The organism is Planosporangium mesophilum (assembly GCF_016863255.1).
GTDB classification, from domain to species: Bacteria; Actinomycetota; Actinomycetes; order Mycobacteriales; family Micromonosporaceae; genus Planosporangium; species Planosporangium mesophilum.
Map to the genome: position 1 here is coordinate 111057 of NZ_BOON01000031.1, position 21817 is coordinate 132873.

A 21817-nucleotide genomic window follows, 5' to 3' on the forward strand; every position below is an offset into this window, starting at 1 on the left:
ACCTGACCGCACCGGTTGGCCGAGCCGGTGCGGTCAGGTACGGCCGGGGCGGCCGAGGTCCGCGGCGGCGCCGCGCAGGTGGGTCAGCAACTGGTCGGGCAGGTCCATCCCCCGCGTCGACACGCCCACGGCCCACCAGCCGACCGGGTCGTCGGCCGGGGTGACCACGCTCGCGCAGGCGACGTTCTCGCGGAACTGACCGCGTTCGATCACCACGTCCCCCGGCCGGAGCTGACGCAGCTCGGCCTCGACCGCCGCCACCTCGGTCGGGGTGTCACGGGTGAACCGGCGCAGGCCCTGCGCGGACAGGATCCGGCGCAGCGCCCGCCTGGGCAGCGTGGTCAGCAGCGACTTGCCGAGCGCGGTGGCGTGCGCGGCGGTCTCCAGACCGACCTGGAGATCCTCCAACCACGGCGAGTGCGGCCCCTCCACCACCTCCACGACCACCATCCGGTCGCCGGCGATGCGGGCGAGGTACGCGGTGTGCCCGCCGACCGCCGCGAGGTGCCGCAGCACGGTCGCCGCCGACGGCGGGCGCTGGAACGAGCCGACCAGCTCATGGAAGCGCTCGGCCAGTCGTGACCCGAGCGCGTACGTGCCGTCGACCTGGCGGATCAGATAACCCTCGTAACACAGGGTCCGGACGAGGTGATAGGCGGTCGACAGGTTGAGCCCGCACCGGCGCGCGATCACCTTGACCGGCAGCGGCCGCTCGGCCTGCGCGACCTGTTCGAGCACGCGCAGCGCCCGCGACACGCTCTGGACGAAGTCGGTGGGCTCCGACCGCATGCATACCAGGATGTGGCCAGCCGCAGGCATTTGAAAAGTACGGGGTTTCATGCGGGTCAAGCGGACCCGACGATCGACGTATGTCCGTACCGACCTGGGCGCGGGATGCGCTCGCCGACGTGTACGACCCCTGCTGCCAGGAGAAGGGCATCTCGGTCATCGACATGGGGCTGGTCCGGTCAGTCCATGTCGATCAGGGCCGGGCCCGGGTGGAGCTGCTGCTCACCTCGGGGTGGTGCCCGTTCGCCGCCAGGGTGCTGACCGACGTGAAGGACCGGATCCTGGCGCAGCCCGGGATCAGCGACGCCGAGGTGGAGATCGTGTGGGACGAGGCGTGGACCACCGACCGGCTGTCCGAGAAAGCGGTCCGGGTCCTTCGCTTCCTGCCTCCCCCCGCGGCGGTGCCCGATCGGGACGGGTACATCGCCGCCCACTCACTGGGAAGGAGTGACAAGTCATGATCGATGATGTCTTCGTCTTCGACGGCGTCGCGCACGTGTTCAACTTCGAGTCCAAGAACGCCTTCGGTACGCCAGGCGAGATGTTCTCCAACCACCTGTACGCGTTCCACAACACGCTGACCCCGGACGGCGAGCCGCACCTGCCGCCCGAGGAGTTCCTGCGCCAGTGGACGGTCTCCGACATCCGGAAGATGGTCTACGACGAGTCGGACACCGACATGCTGGTGGCGATGCCGCTGCCGCTGACCGACCTGTACCACGACGGCCTGTCCGCGTGGGAGAGCTGCGCCGAGCTCGCCAGCCGGGACCCCGACCGGACCGTCTTCTGGGGCTCGGTCAACCCTCTCGAGGGCCGCAAGGCGCTGGATCTGATGGAGCGCCAGGTCGGCGAGTTCGGCGCCAGGGCGTTCAAGTTCTACAACGTCCGGTACGACTACGGATCGCCGTACCCGTGGCGCATGGACGATCCCCAGGTCGCCTTCCCCATCTTCGAGAAGGCGCAGGAGCTGGGCGTCAACCTGATCGGCGTGCACAAGGGCGTCCCGCTCGGGCCGCAGCCGATCGAGCACACCCAGACCTGGGACATGGACGGGGCGGCGGCCAACTTCCCCGACCTCAACTTCATCATCTACCACGTCGGGCTGCCGTTCCTCGACGAGACGTGCTGGCAGCTCATCCGGTACCCCAACCTGTACGCCTCGCTGGCCGCGACGATCAACTTCCTGGTCCGGGCGCCCCGCATGTTCGCCGAGATCCTGGGCAAGCTGCTGTTCTGGTGCGGCGAGGACAAGATCGTGTACGGCTCGGAGGCGCCGATCTTCCATCCACAGTGGGCACTTCGGGCGTTCATGGACTTCCAGATCCCGCAGGACCTGTGCGACGGGTACGGCTACCCGCAACTCACCGATCAGGCCAAGCGGAAGATCCTGGGCGAGAACCTGCTGCGCCTGCACGGCATCGACGTCGCCGACGCCCGTGCCAGGCTGGGCCGTACCCACACCTAGCATCGCCCCGATGGGGACGTGACAAGCTCACCACCGACTCAGGCGTCGAGGACCGCGAATCCGGTGGCTTCGGCGGGGTGACGCCGGTACACAACGCACGGTCCCGGGCTCTTGGACGCTTGTGCCACCCATAGGCGGCCCAAGCGTCCAAGAGCCCAGAAGCTACGGGCTGGTACAGGTCAGCGTCGGGTTCGACGCGCTCCCGTTGGCGGTGAACCCGAACTGGGTCGACGCCCGCGCGGCGAGCGATCCGTTCCACGAGGCGTTCTTCACCGTCGCGGTGGAGCCGCTGACGCTCAGCGTCCCGTTCCAGACCTGGCTGATCGACTGGCCGGAGGCCAGCGTCCAGGTCACCGTCCAGCCGTTGACGGCCGAGGTACCGGCGGTGACCGTGACCTGTCCCTGGAACCCGCCCTGCCACGAGTTCACCGTCTGGTACGCAGCGGTGCAGGCACCCGTAGCCGGTGGGGGCGTGGTCGGGGACGGGGTGGACGGCGGGGTTGGAGACGGAGTCCTCGTCGGCGTGGGAGACGGCGTGGTGGACGGAGTAGAAGGCGGTGCGGTGGTGGGTGGCGCGGTCGTCGGCGGCTCGCTGGGCGGGTACGGTGCGCTGCTGGCCAGGCTGTACGCGAGATCCGGTACGAACGAGCCGGCCGCGTACCCGCAGCCGTCGGCCTCGCCCGGCGGCTTGATCCACAGGTACGCGTCGATGTTCGCGTCGCCGGTGTTCGTGGTCGGGTACTGGCCGATGCGGCGGTCGGTGTTGTCGTCGGCGCACCAGTCACCACTGGCCCCGCCGTTGCGGCTGGTGTCGATGATCTGGCGCTTGCCCGGGACGCCGGCCCCGGCGAGGGCGGAGATGATCGACCGGCCGTAGCTGGCCTCGCTCGACGTGGATTGGAAGTTCGACACGTTGGTGTAGAAGCCGTCGGCGTACTGCACGCCGGCCGCCCTGAGCCGGTTGGCCTGCTCGCTTGCGCTGTTCCAGGCCGAGTGCCCGCCGTCGAGGTACACCTTGGCGTTCGCGTTGCCGGCCTTGATGGTCTGCGTCGCCGTCGTCAGGGCCTGGTTGCGTGCGGCGAGCTCGCTCGCGCTCAGGCAGGTCTGCAGCGCGATCGAGTCGGTCTCCAGGATGACGATGACGGTCCGGTCGCCCAGACCTCGGGAGAAGTTGGAGACCCAGGTCTGGTACTGGTTGAAGTCCGGGGCGCCGCCCGCGCTGGCGCCGCCGCAGTCGCGGTTGGGGATCTCGTAGACCGACAGGACGGGGATCCGGTTCGCCGCGTTCGCGGCGCCGATGTACGTGGAGACGTCGGACTGGACGGTCGACGGGTTGAAGGACGACAGCCAGTGCGCCTGCGGCTGGCTGGCGATCTTGTCACGGATCACCGGGGTACGCGAGTCGTTGGGGTTGGCCGCGACCCACTTGACGACCTGGGTGTTCGGATCGCGGTACAGGGCGCCGGAGAGGGTGCCGGCGGACGCGGAGCCGCTGGTGAACCACACGCTGGCGGCGACCGCACCAGCGACGGCCACCGCGGCGATGGTCGCCGGTCGGCGGCGGCCGGATGAGGGGCGAGAGGGCACGGGGGTGTTCCTTCCTCCCAGAAAACTGACAGATATCGATGGGAGCGCTCCCAGGTGAGGTTAGTGCACCCGGCTGTCAACTGCCAAGAGGTACGCGGCGCACTCAGTCCCATCAATCCGGCGGCGAATCGTGGTAGACACAGGTCATGGCGACCCTTCGATGGCTGCGGCCGACGGCACGCGTCCTCGCCACCCTGCTCGTGACCACGGTCCTCAGCTGGACGCCGACCGCCGCCACGGCCGAGGCCGGCATCGTCCGAGCCTCCGCGCCGGCCGGGGCCGGCGGGCGCGGCCCGGCCGGGTTCGTCGCCTTGTCCGATGTGGATCACACGATCCTCCAGGACATCCGGTACGACACGTACCACAACTTCGTCGGCCGCCCGATTGTCGGCTACCGCGACCCGATCTGCATCCTCACCCGGCAGGCCGCCGAGGGCCTGCACCGGGCACAGGTCGCCGCTCAGAGCCTCGGGTACAGCCTCAAGGTCTACGACTGCTTCCGCCCCCAGCGCGCCGTGGACGACTTCGTACGCTGGGCGGAGCGCCTCGACGACCAGCGGATGAAGGCCGAGTTCTATCCGCGCGTGGACAAGACCGTGCTGTTCGCCGACGGGTACATCGCCAGCAGGTCGGGGCACAGCCGGGGCAGCACCGTCGACCTCACGCTGGTCGCCCTGCCGCCCCGCCCGCAGCGCCCGTACCTGCGGGGCGAGCCACTGGTCTCCTGTTTCGCGCCCCGGTGGCAGCGGTTCGGAGACAACACCGTGGACATGGGTACCGGATTCGACTGCTTCGACCCGCTGGCCAACACCCTCGACCCGCGGATCACCGGCCGCGCGATGGACAACCGCCTGCTCCTCAAGCAGGTGATGACGGACGCGGGCTTCACCAACTACGCCAGCGAATGGTGGCACTACACGCTCGCCGGCGAGCCGTACCCGGACACGTACTTCGACTTCCCGGTGGCGCGCCGAGCCGTGACGGGCGGATAACCAGGGCGGAGGTCGTCGTGGCGGACGAGGACACGCCGGTACGGTGGCGGATCCGGGTCGAAGGCATCGTCCAAGGGGTCGGCTTCCGGCCCTTCGTGTACGCCCTGGCCATCCGCCACGGCCTGGCGGGGCTGGTCGGCAACGACGCGCAGGGGGTCTTCCTCGAGGTCGAGGGGCCCCCGTCCGGTGTCGCGGAGTTCCACCGTGACCTGACCCGCGAACCGCCGCCGCTTGCGGTCATCGAGCGGGTCACCGCCGAGCCGATGCCGGCGACCGGGCTGCCGGGTTTCGTGGTCGCCGCCAGCGAGCCCGGTGGCGAACGCCAGACGCTCATCTCACCCGACACCGCCACCTGCGCGGACTGCCTTCGTGAGCTGTTCGACCCGGTCGACCGCCGGTACCGGTACCCGTTCGTCAACTGCACCAACTGCGGCCCCCGGTTCACCATCGTCCGCGACGTCCCGTACGACCGGCCCTTCACCACGATGGCCGGGTTCCCGCTGTGCGCGGAGTGCGCCCGCGAGTACGCCGACCCGGCCGACCGGCGCTTCCACGCGCAGCCCGTGTGCTGCCCGGCGTGCGGCCCCCGGCTGCGGCTGATCACCTCGCCGGGCGAGGACATCACCGGCGCACCGCCGGGCGAGGACGTACCCGGTGACCCGATCGCGGCCACCGTCGCGCTGCTGCGGGCCGGCAAGGTCGTCGCCGTCAAGGGGCTCGGCGGCTACCATCTCGCGGCGGACGCGGCGTCGCCGGAGGGCGTCGCCGCGCTGCGCTCCCGCAAGCACCGCGAGGAGAAGGCCTTCGCGGTCATGGTGGCCGACGTCGCCGCCGCCCGGAAGCTGTGCGCCGTCGACGACGCCGAGGAGCGGGTGCTCACCAGTCCCCGGCGCCCGATCGTGCTGTTGCGGCGCCACCGGGACTCGGCGCTCGCCGAGCAGGTCGCACCGGGCAACCGGTTCCTCGGCCTGATGCTGCCGTACACGCCGCTGCACCATCTGCTGACCCGTGAACTCGACCGCCCGTTCGTCCTCACCAGCGGCAACGTGAGCGACGAACCGATCGCCTACGAGGACGCCGACGCGTTGGCCCGGCTGTCGCCGATCACCGACGCCTTCCTGCTCCACGATCGGCCGATCCACATCCGTACCGACGACTCGGTCACCCGCGCGGTCGCCGGGCGGGAAATGCCGATCCGGCGCTCCCGCGGGTACGCCCCCGCTCCGCTGCGCCTGGGCCGCGCCGTCCCCCGCCCGGTGCTCGGCTGCGGTGCGGAGCTGAAGAACACGTTCTGCCTGGCGAAGGGCGAGTACGCGTTCGTCTCGCACCACATCGGCGACCTGGAGAACTACGCCACCCTGCGCTCGTTCACCGATGGGGTCGCACACTTCCGGCGGCTGTTCGACATCGATCCGCAGGTGATCGCGCACGACCTGCACCCCGAGTACCTGTCCACGAAGTACGCCCTGGACCAGACCGCGATCGGCCACCGGGTACCGGTGCAGCACCACTGGGCCCACATCGCCTCCTGTCTGGTCGACAACGGGGAGGTGGAGCCGGTCATCGGGGTGGCCTTCGACGGCCTCGGCTACGGCGAGGACGCCACCATCTGGGGCGGCGAGTTCCTGGCCGCCGACCTGACCAGCTTCGAGCGCGTCGGGCTCCTCGAACCGGTACGGATGCCGGGCGGGGTGGCGGCGATCCGGCAGCCCTGGCGGATGGCGGCCGCGTACCTCGACGCCGCGTTCGCCGGCGACCCGCCCCGGGATCTGGCGGTGGCCGAGCGCAACGCGTCCACCTGGGACGCCGTGCTCGCGGTGGGGCGCTCCGGGCTCAACTCCCCGCTCACCTCGAGCGCGGGTCGCCTCTTCGACGCCGTCGGCGCGCTGCTGGGCGTACGCGACGTCATCAGCTACGAGGGTCAGGCCGCGGTGGAGCTGGAGCAGCGCGTCGACCCGCACGCGGACGGGGCGTACGAGGTCGGGTTCGCCGAGGGGCGACCGTTCCGGGTACGCGGAGCCGACCTGGTCCGGGCGGTCGTGGCCGACCTGCACCGTCACGTGCCGGTCGAGACGATCGCGATGCGCTTCCACCGGGGTATGGCGACGGCGATCGTGGCCGGCGCCGAGCGGGCCCGGGCGGCGACCGGGCTGTCGGCCGTGGCCCTGTCCGGTGGCGTGTTCCAGAACATGGTGCTGCTGTCGGGCGCCGTCGAAGGGCTGAGCCGGCGGGGTTTCCGGGTGCTCACGCACCACCGTGTGCCGCCCAACGACGGCGGGATCAGCCTCGGCCAGGTCGCGGTCGCCGCCGCCCGCGACCGGGCCGGGCTGGTGTGACGGTCAGCCTCCCTGGTCACCCCGCTGCAGGTTCGGGCTCTCCTCGTCGATGGGGCCCTGCGCGTTGACGCCGGACGAGTCCCGCTCGTCCGAGGTGCCGTACGGGCGCTCGGACGCGCCCTTCGTACCCTCGTCGGTCCGTCCGGACTCCTGGTCGGCGCCGACCTCCTCGCCGCGGCGGGTCATGCTCTCGCCGACGCCGAGGGGCGTCTCGGCGTCCATGTCGGTGGGCGGCACGCCGCTCTCGTCGACGGCATCGTCGTGGTAGCCGCCTTCGCCCGCGACATTGGACGACCGGCTGATCGGGTTCTCCTGGATTGCGCCTCCCGCGCCCTTCTCGTCGTCGTAGGGCGGCAGTGGGTGTTCGTCGCCCCGCTCGTAGGGCGGGACCTGGTGTTGGGTCATGGGGCGTCTCCCTAACAGATGCGTGGCAGTGGGTCGCCGACGAGGACGTCGACGATGCGGGTACCGCCGAACTCGGTCTTGAGCAGCACCAGCGACGGCGGGTCCGCCTTGACCTGACCGATGACGGCGGCCTCGGTACCCTGCGGATGCGTGCGCAGCGCGTCGAGGGCCGCGTCGGCGTCCTCGGGGGCTACCACGGCGATGAACCGACCTTCACAGGCGACGTACAGCGGATCAATTCCCAGGATCTCGGACGCCCCGCGGACCTCGGTCCGCACCGGAACGGCACGCTCGTCGAGGACGACGGCCACGTCCGAGGCGCGCGCCACCTCGTTGAGGACCGTCGCCACGCCGCCGCGGGTGGCGTCACGCAGGCAGCGAACCCCGGGGGCGGCGGCGAGCAGCCGGTCGACGAGGTCGGCCAGTGGCGCCGTGTCCGACGTGAGGTCCGCTTCGATGTCCAGTTCGCCGCGGGCGAGCATGATGGTGATGCCGTGGTCGCCGATCGGCCCGGAGACCAGGACGACGTCGCCGGGCCGGGCGCGGCTGGCGCCCAGCGTGAGGTCGTGGGAGATGACGCCGACGCCCGCGGTGTTGATGTAGCAGCCGTCGGCCTTGCCGCGCTCGACGACCTTGGTGTCCCCGGTGACGATCTGGACCCCGGCCGCCTCGGCGGCGCGGGCCATCGACTCGGCGATGCGGACGAGGTCCTCGGTCGGTAACCCCTCCTCCACGATGAACCCGCTGGACAGGTACCGGGGCCGGGCACCCGACATGGCAAGGTCGTTGACCGTACCGTTGACGGCCAGCTCGCCGATGTCGCCGCCCGGGAAGAACAGCGGGTGGACCACGAACGAGTCGGTGGTGAACGCCAGCCGCGGCCCGCCCAGCGAGAGCACCGCCTGGTCTTCCAGCGGTTCGAGCAACGGGTTGCGGAACGCCTCGAGGAACACCGCCTCGATCAGGGTGTGGGTCGCCTTGCCCCCGGCACCGTGGGCCAGGGTGATCCGTTCGTCCTTGATCTTCGCCCGGCGCCGGCGGGCCTTGTCGATGCGCTCGAGGACCTGCCGTTCCCGGTCGTCGACGCTCGTCATGAGCGCGTCGCCTCCATCACGCGGGTACGGGTGAACCGGCCGAAGTTGTAGTACGCCGCGCACGCGCCCTCGGGCGAGACCATGCAGGTGCCGATCGGCGTCTCCGGGGTGCACGCGGTGCCGAACACCTTGCACTCCCACGGCTTCAGGACGCCCTTGAGGACCTCGCCGCACTGGCAGGCCTTCGGGTCGGCCACCCGCACGCCGGGCAGGTCGAAGATGCGTTCGGCATCGAAGCGGGCGTACTCCTCCCGTACCTTCAGCGCGGAGTGGGAGATGAAGCCGAGGCCCCGCCACTCGAAGTACGGGCGTAGCTCCATGACCTCGTTGATGACTCCGAGTGCCCTGAGGTTGCCGTCCCACGGCACGACCCGGCTGTACTGGTTCTCCACCTCGCAGCGGCCCTCGGACAGCTGGACGAGGATCATGTAGATGGTCTGGAGGATGTCCAGCGGCTCGAACCCGGCGACGACCAGGGGCTTGTCGTACTGGCGGGTGATGAAGTCGTACGGCCGGCAGCCGATGACCGTGGAGACGTGACCGGGGCCGATGAACCCGTCCAGGCGCAGGTCCGGCGAGTCGAGGATGGCCTTGATCGCCGGGATGATCGTGACATGGTTGCAGAAGATCGAGAAGTTCTCGACCCCCTCCTTGGCGGCCCGCAGGACCGTCATGGCGGTCGACGGCGCGGTGGTCTCGAACCCGATCGCCATGAACACCACGCGCTTGTCCGGGTTCTGCTTGGCGATCTTCAGCGCGTCCAGCGGGGAGTACACCATGCGGATGTTCGTGCCCGCCGCGTTGGCGTCGAAGAACGTGTCGCCGCTGCCCGGTACCCGCATCATGTCGCCGAACGACGTCATGATGACGTCGGGCTGCCGGGCGATGTAGATGGCGTCGTCGACCCGGCCCATCGGGATCACGCAGACCGGGCAGCCGGGCCCGTGTACCAGCGTGACGGACTCCGGCAGGTAGTCCTCCAGTCCGTGCTTGTAGATGGTGTGGGTGTGCCCACCGCACACCTCCATGAACTTGTACTGCCGGCCCGGCTCGCACAGCTCGGCGATCCGGGCGGCCAGTGCCTGTGCCTTGTCCGCGTCGCGGTACTCGTCGACGAATCGCATCCGTGTCATCTCTACCTCGATCCGGGCCGATTGGCCGCGGGTGCCGCACAGGCGCCACCCGCGGCCCGGTTGTCATTCGATCTTGGATTCGCGCAGGGCGTTCAGCTCGTCCTCGTACGCCTGGCCGATCCCTTCCAGGAACTCCAGCGCCGCCTTGGCCTCGGACTCGTCGATTTTGGACAGAGCGAAGCCGACATGGATCAGGATCCAGTCCCCGCGCCCCAGGCTCTCGCCCTCGAGCAGCCCGATGTTGATGGCCCGCCGCACGCCACTGACGTCCACCCGGGCCAGGTCCGGGTGGTCATCCATGATCTCGATGACCTCACCGGGAATCCCCAGACACATCCGAACTCACCTCCTCGCGCGGCGTACCGCTCGCGCCCGGCGTGCCGTTCTCGGCCACCGTGATGGACTCGAGCACCAGCTCGTCGCCACCGATCAGCTCGGTCCCTGACGCGCCGCAGGCCGGGCAGAGGGCCACCGGCTCGGCGGTCTCGTCCTGCCAGCCACAGGCCGGGCAGGCGGCCCGCGCCGGTACGGTGACCAGCTCCACCGCCGCGCCCTCGGCTACCGTCCCCGCCGACACGAGCGCGAACGCCTGCTCCAGCGACGGCTCCACCACGCGGTGCAGGACACCGATGCGCATCCGGACTGCGGTCACCCGGCGCCCGGCGGCCCGCCGCTCGATGGCCTCGACGAACGGCTCACAGAGGCCGATCTCATGCATGCGATCACATCCTGCGGATGCGCAGGTAACGGTTGATGTCGGGGAGGCTCACGATCAGGAAGGCCGCCACGATCACCACCACCACCGCGATCAGCCACAACCACCAGGTCATCGTCGTCTCCTCACATCATCCGAATCTTCAGGTAGCGCGCGAGGTCGGGAAGCGACTGCACCACGACCACGGCGACACCGACGACCAGTAACGGGACCATCACTCGCCGTATCATCGGCGCTCACACCCTCTCCGTTTCGTTGGCTACCAGGTCCAGTACGGTCCGGACCGCGTTGTCCACGGCCGCCTCGACCGGCGCGGACAGCCCGATCCGGTCGGTCATGTCGGCCGGCTCGCACCCCACGATCAGGACCCGGTCGAGGGTGCCGCCGAGCGTGTGGACCAGCGCGAGCACGGTGTCCGGGGTCATGTCGTGCGCGTCCATCGCCGGGCCGCCGCTGTCGGGGACCGCGGTCACGTCGGGTTCGAAGACGTACACCGTGCCGGGCGGCTCGCCGCGCGAGAGCGCGTCGACGAGAATGACCGTCTCGTACCCGTCGAGCAGTTCGTACGCGAGGTGCACGCCGCGGATGCCGTAGTCGGCGACCTTGACGCCGGGCGGCAGTTCGGTGCCGAGCAGGCGGCGGACCACCTCCACCCCGAAGCCGTCGTCGCCCAGGAAGACGTTGCCGATCCCCGCCACCAGCCACCGGGCCCGCTCGGTCATGACGCCTCCTCCACGAGCTCGACCTCGCCGGGGGCGAAGTACAGGAACCGGCCGACCGAACGGTTCAGCTCCGCGGCCGGATCGTCGTCGAGCGTCACCGCGAGATGGGTCGAGCCGTCGACGTCGAACAGCACCGCCTCGACCGTGGCGGTACGGTCCTGCAGGAACATGTCCTGGGCGTCCGCCCGGCCCATCGGATGCAGCCGGACCCGGCTGCCCCGCCGCGCCAACCCGCCGGGGACCGGGACGCTGTCGGTCTCCGGGTTGACCGAGCGGTCCGCGCCCGGGTCCCACCACGGCTGCGGGTCCGCCTTGCCGCCGTTGCCACCGTTCGACCCCGGCATCTCGGCCACCTCCTCGTCGCCGGTGGGCTCCCGCATCTCGGGCACACCGTCGTCACCGGTGACCCGGCGCAGGTACCGCACCGCGCCATGAAGGCGCTCCAGTACCTCCCCCGGCATGTTGTCGGCACGGTCCACAATGGCCGCCGCGCGCGGGTCGGTCTCCCGCGCCTCCCGCTTCTCCTCGTCGGTCAGCGTCATCGTGCGCAGCGTCAGCAGCTCGTCGATCTCGGTGCCGTCGTAGAAGTCCCCCGTGCTCTCCGGGGCGATCTCCGGGTGGTCGTACAGGATGATCGGCGAAGACAACATCACGTCACGCCGGCCCTCGCCGACCAGTACCGGCCAGGTGTGCTCGTTCCGGCACGACGCGACCGCGTCTTGCGCCCACTCCGGCGGTTCGAGCAGCGAGACGAACTGGCCGGACCGCACCGACAGCAGCGCATGGGTACTGATCAGCGCGAACGGGAGCATCTCGGCGCGCGGCGCGTCCGGGTCGTGGTCGGCGGCCGTGTGGTTCTCCACCTGGATCCGCACCCGCAGCAGCCCGTACGGCCCCTCGATCGGGGTCGTGGCGATCCGGATGACGCCGGAGAGCCGCGAGCGACGGCGTACCACGTCACCCTCGGTCTCCGAGCCGCCGGGGATGGCGAATCCGGTCGTCTGCTCGTCGGCGCCCGGCTTGAGGACGGCGGTCGCGGTCACCTCCTGCACCACGCCCTCGTCCCAGACGGGCGGGCCCTCCCGCCGCTGGATCTGCAGGAAGCGTACGGTCACGGTCAGCTCGGGATCGGTGTCGTCCGGTTCGACCAGGCACTCGGTCCGGGAGAACCACGGCTCGCTCCCGGCGGCACCGCGCGGGGCGAGTACCCCGAACTGCCAGCGCACCTGGTTCTTCGCCGCCGAGGCGCGGTACGGGTACAGCACGTACCCCTCGAACAGCACGGTGTCGGCGACCTGCCGGGCCAACTCCAGGCTCACCTCACCACCTCCCCGGCCTCGGCCAGCAGCACCTGCAGCGTCTCCTCCCAGGTGGCGAGGGTCCGCTCGGACTTGAACCTGGCCAGCGCCGCGAGCGTGTCACGGTGCAGCCGCAGCCAGGCGCTGTTCGGGAAGTGGTAGTCCATGGTTTCGCGCCAGACCCGTACCGGCAGCCGGTAGTTGCACTCCTTGTGCCACGGCACCTGCTCCACCTGCATGCCGGCCGGCCCCTGCAGGAAGACCGTGCCGCTGAACAGGAGCAGCAGCGGGACGTCGCCGCCTGCGAGCGCGTCGAAGTACCGCGTGGAGGCGACCTCGAGGTCGTAGCTGCACGGCACCGGCAGCTCGATCTCGATGCTGTTGCGGAACGCCGGCACCAGGGCCGACACGGTCGCGAACTGGAGTGGCTTGAGGGTGTCGCCCCACCGGTCGGGGGTGCCGAAGAGGTCGTTCAGCCGCTCGGCCTCCCCCTCGTCGTACGTGCGCCGAACGGGTTGGATGCGCATCTGGCAGCGCAGCCCGATGGCGCCGACCTGAGCACCGGTGGTCTCGGCCACCCGCAGCACGAGGGTCAGGATCGGTGCGGCCGCGTACCGCTCGGCACGGGAATCGATGCAGTCGAAGACGAGCTCCCCCATGTCAGGCCTCGTCCCCGGCCGGCCGGGCGTCCTCGGCTCGCTCGACCACCCGGTCGAAGAAGGCGTCGACCTCGCGCCACACGTCCTCGCCGCCGTCGAAACCGCGCCAGTTCATGCGCATCCGGCCCACCAGCTCGTAGCAGGCGTCGATGGGTACGAGGTAACCCTCGAAGCGGTCGCCGGCGCGGCGCAGCACGACCGCCTCGACGTCGGGGGCGAGGTCGGCGACGCTCGCGTTGGCCGCCAGGATCTCCGACCAGGCCTCGGTCGGCAGCATCGACTCGGTCGCCCCCGCCGGGCCGGGGTAGAAGGCGACGTGACGATCCTGCTCGGCGTTGCGGAACACGAAGATCAGGTTCACTGGGACACCAAGCTCGTCCCACTGCGCCGGGGTCATCCGGAACTCCGGGTCGTACCGGTACCGGTCCGGGATGGCGCGGTACCTGTTCTGGGCCGCGCCATCCCGGGTGAACAGCAGGTAGCACGCCCGGCAGGCGCACATCACGGTGCGGCCCTTCAGGTCGGCCACGTGCGAGTGGTCCGGACCGAGCGGCTCGGCGCACATCTCGCACCGCTCGCCGGGGACCACCTTGGCGCGCGTGCCCTCGATGAATCGCCGCAGCCCCGGAGCTGTCATGAGGCCACCTCGACCGGCAGCGCGATGCGGACCGCGCCGCCAGCGTCCTCCAGCAGCGGGAGCGGCTCGAGGTGTGCGCCGTCCTCGCCGCGTCCGGCGAGCCGGACGTCGTACCGCACACCGCAGCCGCCGCAGGAGAGCCAGGTGCCGGTCAGCGTGCCATCCACAAGGGACATCCCGCAGCCGGGGCAGGCGTCCCGGTACGCGACGAGCCTGCCGTCGGCGCGGCACACCGCGACCCGCTGCCCGCCGAGCGTCACCAGGCGCACCGACCCGGATTCGAGCGTGGACAGCGACGACACCTCCTGCCACTCCCCGGTGGCGTCAGCCGGGTTCGTACGCTGGCGCAGCGACTCGACGGGAATGAGCCGCGGCCCCGGAGCGGGCGGCGCCGCCACCCCCTCGGCATCGACGCGGAGCACCTCGGGCGCCGCCTCCAGGATCGCCCGCTCGATGGCCAGCTTCACGGTCATCGCCGAGGAGGGGCAGCCGTCGCAGCTGCCCTCCAGCCGCAGCCGCACCACCCCGTCGTCGTCGATTCCGAGAAGCTCCACGCCGCCGGCGTGCGAACCGAGGTACGGGCGGACCCCGTCGAGGGCGCGCTGCACCCGCTCGGCCACGCCGAGCGGGTGCAGCCCGTGCAGGATCAGCAGGCTGGCGACGAGGTCGTCGGCGGCGAACCTGTCGGCCAGGGCGGCGCTGTCCTCGCTCGCCGCGACGATCTCGACGATGCGGGACAGCCCCTCCCCGTACACGTCCACCAGCAGGCTCACCAGTTCCTCGGCCCGCTCGCTCACCCGCGCGTCGGCCTCCTCGCCGAGTTCGGCGAGGAGTTGCTCGACGCGGGCACCGGCCTTCCGGACATCCGGTGTAGTCGTGGTCATGCGTTCACGCCGAACCGGTGAACGCCGTCGGGGTGTGCAGTTTCTGGAGCGTCTTGCCGTTGCCGAGGTACATGTGCACGCCACAGGGCAGGCACGGGTCGAAGCTGCGCACGGCCCGCATGATGTCGATGCCCTTGAAGTTGTCCGGCGGGTTCTCCTCGAAGATCGGCGTGTTCTGCACGGCGTCCTCGTACGGGCCGGGCGTGCCGTACGAGTCGCGCACGCTGCCGTTCCACGGCGTCGGCGGGTACGGGTGGTAGTTGGCGATCTTGCCGTTGCGGATCACCATGTGGTGCGACAGGACGCCCCGCACCGCCTCGGTGAAGCCGCAGCTGATGGCCTCCTTGGGCACCTTGAACGGGGTCCAGGTCTTGGTGTGTCCGGCGCGCACCTCGCCCATCGCCTTCTCGGTGAAGTACAGCGCGAGCGCCGCGGCATAGGCCTGGAAGTAGGTACGGGCCCGGTTGCGCTCGATCGCGTTGCTCAGCGGCCGACCCTGCTTGTCGTGGGGGATCCGCCACACGAACGTCTTCTCGGGCTTGCCGACCGTGGTCGGCAGGTTGATCACCACGCTGTCGCCGGTCGCCTTCACGTACCCGCAGTCGACCAGGCCGGACAGCGCCGTCGCCCACAGTCGGGCGATCGGGCCGCCACCGGTGTCCAGTGCCAGGTAGTCCTTGCCGTCGTACCAGCGCGGCGACATCACCCAGCTGTACTTGTCGGCGAAGTCACGCTTCTGCGGCTGCGGGATGGTGTGCTGGTTCCACGGGTGGCGCTGGTCGACCGGATTGCCCAGCGGGTCGTGGGTGACGAACGGTTTCTGGTCGGCCCAGTCGTCGTAGTACGAGCTGCCGAGCAGGATCCGGATGCCGAGGTTGATGTCGACCAGGTCGTTGGTGACCAGCTTGCCGTCGACGACCACACCGGGCGTGACGAACATCTTGCGACCCCAGTTGGTCATGTTCTCGTACTTGAAGTCGCAGTACTCCGGGTCGTTGAGGCTTCCCCAGCACCCGAGCAGCACCCGCCGGCGGCCGACCTCCTCGTAACCGGGCAGCGCCTCGTAGAAGAAGTCGAACAGGTCGTCGTGCAGCGGCACGATCTTCTTGCAGAACTCGACGTACTTCATGAGCCGGGTCAGGTAGTCGGTGAACAGTTGCACCGTGGCCACGGTGCCCACGCCGCCGGGGTACAGCGTCGACGGGTGGACGTGGCGGCCCTCCATGAGGCAGAACATCTCCCGGGTGTACCGGCTGACCTGCAGGGCCTCGCGGTAGAACTCGCCTTCGAGCGGGTTGAGCGCGCGCATGATGTCGCCGATGGTCTTGTACCCGTGCTCATCGGCGTGCGGTGCCGGGGTGCGGTTGGCCTGATCGAGGACGCCGGGGTTGGTCTCGCGCACCATCTTCTCGCAGTAGTCGACCCCGACCAGGTTCTCCTGGAAGATGTTGTGGTCGAACATGTACTCGGCCGACTCACCGAGGTTGATGATCCACTCCCCCAGATGCGGCGGCGCGATGCCGTACGCCATGTTCTGGTTGTAGACGGAGCAGGTCGCGTGGTTGTCCCCGCAGATGCCGCAGATGCGGCTGGTGATGAAGTGCGCGTCCCGGGGGTCCTTGCCCTTCATGAAGATGCTGTACCCGCGGAAGACCGACGAGGTGCTGTAGCACTCCACGACCTTCTTCTCGGCAAAGTCGATCTTCGTATAGATGCCGAGACTGCCCACGATCCGCGTGATCGGGTCCCAGGCCATCTCGACGAGGCCGGTCTTCTCCTGACCGATGCGCTGCTGTTCGGTCGCTGTCATCGCCGTCTCCTCACCACGATGCCCGGTACCCGGTCGTGAGCTTGCGTTCTCGGTGCCGCCACCTCGGCTCCTTGTCAACCGTCTTCGCCGTGACGTTGCGCAACGCCCGGATCAGGCCGCCGTACGCGCCGCTGGCCGCGGTCGACACCTTGCTGCCCGGCGGCTCGTCCATGAACGGCATGAACTTGTCCGGGAAGCCCGGCATGGTGCAGCCGATGCAGATCCCGCCCACGTTCGGGCAGCCGCCGACGCCGTTGATCCAGCCGCGTTTGGGCACGTTGCACTTGACCACCGGGCCCCAGCAGCCCAGCTTCACCAGGCACTTCGGCGAGCCGTACTCGACCGCGAAGTCACCCTGCTCGTAGTAGCCGGCCCGGTCGCACCCCTCGTGGACGGTCGCGCCGAACAGCCAGGTCGGGCGGTGCGCCTCGTCCAGCGGAATCATCGGCGCCTGGCCGGTGGCCTGGTAGAGCAGGTACAGGAACGTCTCCGACAGGTTGTCCGGGTGGATCGGACAGCCAGGCACACACACCACCGGGATGCCGGCCGGCGTACGCCAGTCCCACCCCAGGTAGTCCAGGACGCCCATCGCACCGGTGGGGTTGCCCGCCATCGCGTGGATGCCGCCGTACGTCGCACAGGTGCCGACCGCCACCACGGCGAGCGCCTTGGGCGCCAACCGGTCGAGCCACTCGCTGGTGGTCATCGGCTGGCCGGTGGCCGGGTTGTTGCCGAACCCGCACCAGTAGCCTTCCTTCTTGATCGACTCGTTCGGGATCGAGCCCTCCACGACCAGCACGAAGGGGTCGATCTCGCCACGGTCGGCCTTGTGGAACCACTCGATGAACGTGTCCGCACCCTGCTCGGGCCCGCACTCGAAGTCGATCAGCGGCCAGTGCACCGCCAGCCGCGGCAGCCCGGGTAGGGCGCCGAGCACGATCTCCTCGATGCTGGGCTGCGTGGCGGCGGTGAGGGCCACCGAGTCGCCGTCGCAGCTGAGCCCAGCGTTGATCCACAGCAGGTGGACCAACGGTTTTTCCGTCTCGCGCGGGGCGCCCCGCGACGCTGTTTGGGTCATCTCTCGCCGCCTTCCGCAAAGGCGGCCGTCACGGCTAGACCGCGGCGGTCGCCGCCCTCTCATCTGTGGCGCCTAGCGCCTGCTGGGTGAGTTCCCACAACACGTGGTAGACCGTCGTCTGCGCCTCCTGGATGCGGTGCACCGACGGAGACGGGATGACGAACAGGTAGTCGATGGAGTCGAGCTCGGCCATCTTGCCGCCGGCGTAGCCGCTCAGCCCGACGGTGAGCATGCCCCGCCGGTTGGCCTCCTCGAACGCCCGGACCACGTTTGTCGACCCCCCGCTGGTCGACAGTCCGAACGCGATGTCGCGGCTACGGCCGAGAGCGGCCAGTTGCCGGGCGAACACCACGTCGAACCCGATGTCGTTGGACAGCGCGGTCATCACCGCGACGTCGTTGGTCAAAGACAGCGCCGGCAACGTGCGGCCCGACGACGGGTGCAGGTACGTCGTCGCAACCTCGGCGGCGTCGGTACTGCTGCCGCCGTTGCCGAAGGTGTACAGCCGGCCGCCGGCCGCGAACCGGGCCGCCATCGCCGCGGCGCAGGCCGCGAGCCGTGGGGCCTCCCGCGCGAGCACGACCTTGCGCAGCTCGACGATCTCGGCCGCCTTGGCCACGGTGGACTCCCGCACCTGGGTCAGTACCGAGTCGAGATCGGCACGGGCATCCGCGTAGAGGAACGGATACAGCGCCTGCACCCCGGCGGGGTGCGGGTTCTCGGTCATGAGCCCGCCCCCTCCCGCACCACGACGATCGCCTCCTTGGCGTGCACCAGAACGGTGTCGCCGACCGAGGCGTCGACCAGGGCCACGCTCACCTCTTCCTGGGAGACCCCGGTGTCCACGAGCGCCAGCCCGTCATCGAGAAGGCGGACCACCCGTACCGGTACCGCCTCGTCCGAACACGTCACGCAGACGTCGTCGTGGCAGGCGGGTACCGCCTGACGGGAGACCGCGTTCGGCGGAAGCTGGGTCAGGGGAAGCTCGGTCATCGGATCACTTCCGGTCCCAGCAGCCCGGGCTGCTCGAAGAAGACGTGTACCAGCTCCCAGAGGACGTGGTACATGGTCACGTGCACTTCCTTGACCACGGCCGGGTCCGTGCTCATGGCCACCAGCACGTGGTCGACCGCCCCGCCGCGCCCGACGGCTCCCCCGTCGCCCCCGACCAGGGCCACGGTCAACAGCCCGAGCTCGCGTGCGACCGCCAACCCGCGGCCGACGTTGACGCACTCGCCGTCGGCGGAGATTCCCAGCGCGATGTCGGGCGGGTCGGCGAAGCAACGCAACTGGTGCGCGAATACTTCAGCGAAACCCTCCCGGTTGGCCACGCCGGTGACCGTTGCCGGGTCGTTGGTCAGCGCCATCGCCGGCAGCGCCCGCTTGCCCACGATCACCGGGTGCACGAACTCGACGGCGACATGGTTGGCGTCCGTACCGGCTCCGCCGTTGCCGAACACGATGAGCTTGCCGCCCTGGTGGAACCGAACAGCCATGTCGTAGCAGGCGCGGGCGACCGCCTCGGCCTGACCCGCGAGGGCCTGACCGGCTGACTCGCGGCGCGCTGAAGCAACGGGCGTTGCCGCTTCAAGGGACAAAATCAGGCTCATACGCACATCCCTGCGTAGTACCTCAGAGGCAGCATCGTCGTTTGTTAACACCATGTCAACACCGCATGCGCAGCCATAAATGTCGATCTAGCTGCGGCAATATCCATTGATGCTTGTCGACGGCGTGACCGCACTCCACGCTTCGACGAGACTCGCCGACGGCCGACATCCACCGTCGTAAACGGACCGCGATCGCATCCCGGACCGGCATTGTATCCGGATCATCGTTGTATCTCGATCATGAGCGTTGCACCTCGGTCACCAACGTCGCGTGTGGACAGCCGATCAAATCACCGGGCCGACGGTGCCGAACCCGCTACGGTGATCGGGTCACGTCGGAAGGAGACCACACGATGGCGAGTGCCACGCCACCCCCAGGCGCGCGCGTACGGCCGGCGACCGTCACGTACGCCTGCTATCTGCTGTACCTGCTGGCCGCTCTGCAGGTAATCAGCGCAATTGTGCAATTCTCGGTTCTCGGCACCTACAGCGACGTCATGAAGCGGGCGTTCGAGAACACCAGCATGGGGAACACCGTCGCGACCACGACGACCATCTTCCTGGCGGGTGCCGCCGTCGTCGCGCTGCTCTTCGCCGCCGCGTGGGTGGTCCTGGCGATCCTCGACAGCCGGGGCAAGCAGGCGGCCCGGATCGTCACCTGGGTCCTGCTCGGCCTGTCGCTGTGCTGCGGAGGGTACGGCCTGGTCGGCAACACCACGGGCGGCATCGGCGGCAACACCGGAGGCGTCGAGGGCGCGCCCTCGCAGAGCGAACTTCAGAAGATGCTCACCGAGGGGCTGCCGGGCTGGTACCAGCCGACGGTCATCGTGCTGGGCGTCCTCGGGCTGATCGCCTCGATCGCGGCGATCATCCTGCTGGCGCTGCCCGCCTCGAACCAGTTCTTCCGCAAGCAGGAGCCCGCCTGGGAGCCGCCGCCGCCGACCTACCCGGGCCAGCCGGGTCAGCCGGGTCAGCCGGGCCAGCCGACGCCGCCGCAGCAGCCGGACGACCCCACGGTGCCGCCGGTCGCGGGCCCCTGACGCGCTCCTCAGCCATCGGGTTCGGCGCGGCCGTCGGCTACGACGGCCGCGCCGGATCCTCCAGCCATGACGGCCGCGCCGGATCCTCCGGCCATGACGGCCGCGCCGGATCCTCCGGCCATGACGGCCACGCCGAATCGTCCCCGGGCTGGTACCGTCCCCTCCATTCCAGTAATGGAAGTTAATCGATATCGCGCCGCGCGGCCGGGCGTCTCGATCAACGGGGAGTGGGCGGATGACACGTCGACGTACTCCATCGGTCCTCGCCATCGCCATGATCGCCATCTCGGCGCTGTCGGCCTGCGGCTCCGGCGGCGGCAGCTCGGGCACCGGCAAGACCCTGCACGTTCTGGTCTCCGCGAACACGATCTACCCCGAGCAGCAGCGCGCGTGGTTCACCGACGTCTCCGCGCGGTTCAAGCGGGAGACCGGCGCGACGCTGACCTTCGAGACCTTCGCTACGCCCAACGACGAGCTCACGAAGATCCAGACCTCGGTACTGTCCGGCCAGGGCCCCGACGTCTACTCATTGGGCACCACGTTCACCCCCACCGCGTACGCCACCGGCGCGTTCCTCGTACTCGGCCGCGCCGACTGGGACACGATCGGCGGCCGGGACAAGTTCCTGCCCGCCACGCTCGGCATCTCGGGCCCGGACCGTGATCACGAGGTCGGCGTACCGTTCACCACCCGCCCGTTCGTGATGGCGTACAACAAGGACCTGCTCGCCGCCGCTGGGATCGACAAACCGGCCGACAGCTGGGACGGCCTGCTCGCCCAGGCCAAGCGGGTCACCACCGGCGGCACGTACGGCCTCGCCGTCGGGTACGGCGACAGCTTCGACCCGTGGAAGTTCGTCTGGGCGATGAGCCTCCAGGCGGGGAACCCCCTGGTCGACAAGGGTCGGGCGCGCCTCGACGACGCCACCACGATGAAGGCCTACCAGACCTACCTCGGCTGGATCGCGACCGACCACGTGGTCGACCCGGCGGCGGTCGGCTGGAAGAACGCCCAGGCCCTCGCGGCCTTCGGCGCGGGCAAGGCCGCCTTCGTGCCGATGGTGTCGGCGACGTCGAAGGTGTCGCTGGACAAGTCGGCGGTCGCCGGCAGGTACGGGTACACGATCATGCCGACGATCCCGCCGGGCGCCACCGCACTGCCCGCCGGCGGGGTGGGCGCCGCGAGCATCCTGTCCGGCGACAACCTCGTGGTGGCCAGGTACACCAGGAACAAGGACCTGGCCCTCGCGCTGATCAAGATGCTCACCAGTCAGGACCTGCAGGAGAACTACTACCGGACCTTCGGGGAGATGCCGACGAACGCGCAGGCCGCCGCGTCGCTGCGCGGCGACCCGGCGCTCGCCGCGATGGTCGAGTCGGCGTCGCGGTCCGTCGCCACCCCGTTCACCGGCGCCTGGAGCCAGATCCAGCTCGCGCTGGTCAACGTGGTGGTGCAGTCGGTCCCGTCCGTCTCCACCGGCAGGGTCGACAGCGCGGCGCTGCGGTCGCTGCTCGGGCAGGCGCAGTCGTCGGCCCAGGCGGCGCTCGACAAGGCGAAGTAGCC

At 69.8% G+C, this 21817-nt stretch carries 25 protein-coding genes; 6 read left to right on the top strand and 19 right to left on the bottom strand.

What is annotated here, in order from left to right; genetic code table 11:
- Positions 1-33: 33 nt before the first annotated feature.
- Positions 34-789 (bottom strand): IclR family transcriptional regulator, encoded by a 756-nt coding sequence (locus Pme01_RS16690; RefSeq protein ID WP_168114222.1) that lies wholly within the window; start codon positions 787-789, stop codon positions 34-36.
- Between the two features lie 80 nt (positions 790-869).
- Here Pme01_RS16690 and Pme01_RS16695 point away from each other — a divergent pair, with 80 nt between their 5' ends.
- Together Pme01_RS16695 and Pme01_RS16700 are read left to right on the top strand one after the other, a co-directional pair.
- The gene (locus Pme01_RS16695) at positions 870-1250 is read left to right on the top strand and encodes a metal-sulfur cluster assembly factor (RefSeq protein WP_168114221.1); all 381 of its coding nucleotides are present in this window, start codon (positions 870-872) and stop codon (positions 1248-1250) included.
- The gene (locus tag Pme01_RS16700) at positions 1247-2254 is read left to right on the top strand and encodes an amidohydrolase family protein (RefSeq protein ID WP_168114220.1); all 1008 of its coding nucleotides are present in this window, start codon (positions 1247-1249) and stop codon (positions 2252-2254) included. Before Pme01_RS16695 ends, Pme01_RS16700 begins: the two co-directional genes overlap by 4 nt.
- A gap of 162 nt (positions 2255-2416) precedes the next feature.
- Here Pme01_RS16700 and Pme01_RS16705 read toward each other — a convergent pair whose 3' ends face one another.
- A complete protein-coding gene (locus Pme01_RS16705) occupies positions 2417-3790 on the bottom strand; it encodes a glycoside hydrolase family 6 protein (protein WP_239088277.1) in 1374 nt (457 codons plus the stop codon).
- 197 nt (positions 3791-3987) lie between these two features.
- Here Pme01_RS16705 and Pme01_RS16710 point away from each other — a divergent pair, with 197 nt between their 5' ends.
- Together Pme01_RS16710 and hypF are read left to right on the top strand one after the other, a co-directional pair.
- Positions 3988-4833 carry a M15 family metallopeptidase gene (locus tag Pme01_RS16710; protein WP_168114218.1) on the top strand — a complete coding sequence of 282 codons (846 nt, stop codon included), beginning with the start codon at positions 3988-3990 and terminating at the stop codon, positions 4831-4833.
- A 17-nt stretch (positions 4834-4850) separates the two neighbouring features.
- On the top strand, positions 4851-7169 hold the full coding sequence (hypF, locus tag Pme01_RS16715; RefSeq protein ID WP_203935678.1) for a carbamoyltransferase HypF: 2319 nt from the start codon (positions 4851-4853) through the stop codon (positions 7167-7169).
- 3 nt (positions 7170-7172) lie between these two features.
- Here the strand turns inward: hypF and Pme01_RS16720 are convergent, their stop codons facing one another.
- From Pme01_RS16720 to Pme01_RS16790, 17 genes are all read right to left on the bottom strand, one after another.
- Positions 7173-7574 (bottom strand): hypothetical protein, encoded by a 402-nt coding sequence (locus tag Pme01_RS16720; RefSeq protein ID WP_168114216.1) that lies wholly within the window; start codon positions 7572-7574, stop codon positions 7173-7175.
- Positions 7575-7585: 11 nt separating this feature from the next.
- Positions 7586-8668 (bottom strand): hydrogenase expression/formation protein HypE, encoded by a 1083-nt coding sequence (hypE, locus tag Pme01_RS16725; protein WP_168114215.1) that lies wholly within the window; start codon positions 8666-8668, stop codon positions 7586-7588.
- Positions 8665-9801 (bottom strand): hydrogenase formation protein HypD, encoded by a 1137-nt coding sequence (gene hypD / locus Pme01_RS16730; protein WP_203935679.1) that lies wholly within the window; start codon positions 9799-9801, stop codon positions 8665-8667. The genes hypE and hypD overlap by 4 nt, the downstream gene beginning before the upstream one ends.
- A gap of 63 nt (positions 9802-9864) precedes the next feature.
- On the bottom strand, positions 9865-10137 hold the full coding sequence (locus Pme01_RS16735) for a HypC/HybG/HupF family hydrogenase formation chaperone (protein ID WP_168114214.1): 273 nt from the start codon (positions 10135-10137) through the stop codon (positions 9865-9867).
- Positions 10115-10519 carry a hydrogenase maturation nickel metallochaperone HypA/HybF gene (locus tag Pme01_RS16740; RefSeq protein ID WP_168114213.1) on the bottom strand — a complete coding sequence of 135 codons (405 nt, stop codon included), beginning with the start codon at positions 10517-10519 and terminating at the stop codon, positions 10115-10117. Before Pme01_RS16740 ends, Pme01_RS16735 begins: the two co-directional genes overlap by 23 nt.
- Before the next feature lie 4 nt (positions 10520-10523).
- The gene (locus Pme01_RS31795; RefSeq protein WP_373315491.1) at positions 10524-10631 is read right to left on the bottom strand and encodes a DUF6893 family small protein; all 108 of its coding nucleotides are present in this window, start codon (positions 10629-10631) and stop codon (positions 10524-10526) included.
- A 10-nt stretch (positions 10632-10641) separates the two neighbouring features.
- Complete coding sequence (locus Pme01_RS31800) at positions 10642-10731, bottom strand: DUF6893 family small protein (protein ID WP_373315492.1); 90 nt, start codon at positions 10729-10731, stop codon at positions 10642-10644.
- Positions 10732-10752: 21 nt separating this feature from the next.
- Positions 10753-11238, bottom strand: a complete 486-nt coding sequence (locus Pme01_RS16745; protein WP_168114212.1) for a hydrogenase maturation protease — start codon at positions 11236-11238, stop codon at positions 10753-10755.
- A complete protein-coding gene (locus Pme01_RS16750) occupies positions 11235-12557 on the bottom strand; it encodes a hypothetical protein (RefSeq protein ID WP_168114211.1) in 1323 nt (440 codons plus the stop codon). The genes Pme01_RS16745 and Pme01_RS16750 overlap by 4 nt, the downstream gene beginning before the upstream one ends.
- Positions 12554-13195, bottom strand: coding sequence for a DUF6084 family protein (locus tag Pme01_RS16755; protein ID WP_168114210.1), 642 nt, complete (start codon positions 13193-13195; stop codon positions 12554-12556). Before Pme01_RS16755 ends, Pme01_RS16750 begins: the two co-directional genes overlap by 4 nt.
- A 1-nt stretch (position 13196) precedes the next feature.
- Positions 13197-13832, bottom strand: a complete 636-nt coding sequence (locus Pme01_RS16760) for a DUF5947 family protein (protein WP_168114209.1) — start codon at positions 13830-13832, stop codon at positions 13197-13199.
- Positions 13829-14716, bottom strand: coding sequence for a NifU family protein (locus Pme01_RS16765; protein WP_168114208.1), 888 nt, complete (start codon positions 14714-14716; stop codon positions 13829-13831). The genes Pme01_RS16760 and Pme01_RS16765 overlap by 4 nt, the downstream gene beginning before the upstream one ends.
- Positions 14717-14720: 4 nt before the next feature.
- Positions 14721-16526: a nickel-dependent hydrogenase large subunit gene (locus Pme01_RS16770; protein ID WP_168114207.1), complete on the bottom strand. Its 1806-nt coding sequence runs from the start codon at positions 16524-16526 to the stop codon at positions 14721-14723.
- Positions 16527-16536: 10 nt separating this feature from the next.
- A complete protein-coding gene (locus tag Pme01_RS16775; protein WP_168114206.1) occupies positions 16537-17604 on the bottom strand; it encodes an NADH-quinone oxidoreductase subunit B family protein in 1068 nt (355 codons plus the stop codon).
- Positions 17605-17638: 34 nt separating this feature from the next.
- Entirely contained in the window at positions 17639-18331 is a 693-nt protein-coding gene (locus tag Pme01_RS16780) for a D-sedoheptulose-7-phosphate isomerase (RefSeq protein ID WP_168114205.1), read from the bottom strand.
- The gene (locus Pme01_RS16785) at positions 18328-18597 is read right to left on the bottom strand and encodes a HypC/HybG/HupF family hydrogenase formation chaperone (RefSeq protein WP_168114204.1); all 270 of its coding nucleotides are present in this window, start codon (positions 18595-18597) and stop codon (positions 18328-18330) included. The genes Pme01_RS16780 and Pme01_RS16785 overlap by 4 nt, the downstream gene beginning before the upstream one ends.
- Positions 18594-19214 (bottom strand): D-sedoheptulose-7-phosphate isomerase, encoded by a 621-nt coding sequence (locus tag Pme01_RS16790; protein ID WP_168114203.1) that lies wholly within the window; start codon positions 19212-19214, stop codon positions 18594-18596. The genes Pme01_RS16785 and Pme01_RS16790 overlap by 4 nt, the downstream gene beginning before the upstream one ends.
- A 353-nt stretch (positions 19215-19567) precedes the next feature.
- Here Pme01_RS16790 and Pme01_RS16795 point away from each other — a divergent pair, with 353 nt between their 5' ends.
- The gene (locus Pme01_RS16795; protein WP_168114202.1) at positions 19568-20254 is read left to right on the top strand and encodes a hypothetical protein; all 687 of its coding nucleotides are present in this window, start codon (positions 19568-19570) and stop codon (positions 20252-20254) included.
- A gap of 235 nt (positions 20255-20489) precedes the next feature.
- The gene (locus Pme01_RS16800; protein WP_168114201.1) at positions 20490-21815 is read left to right on the top strand and encodes a sugar ABC transporter substrate-binding protein; all 1326 of its coding nucleotides are present in this window, start codon (positions 20490-20492) and stop codon (positions 21813-21815) included.
- Positions 21816-21817: the final 2 nt, after the last annotated feature.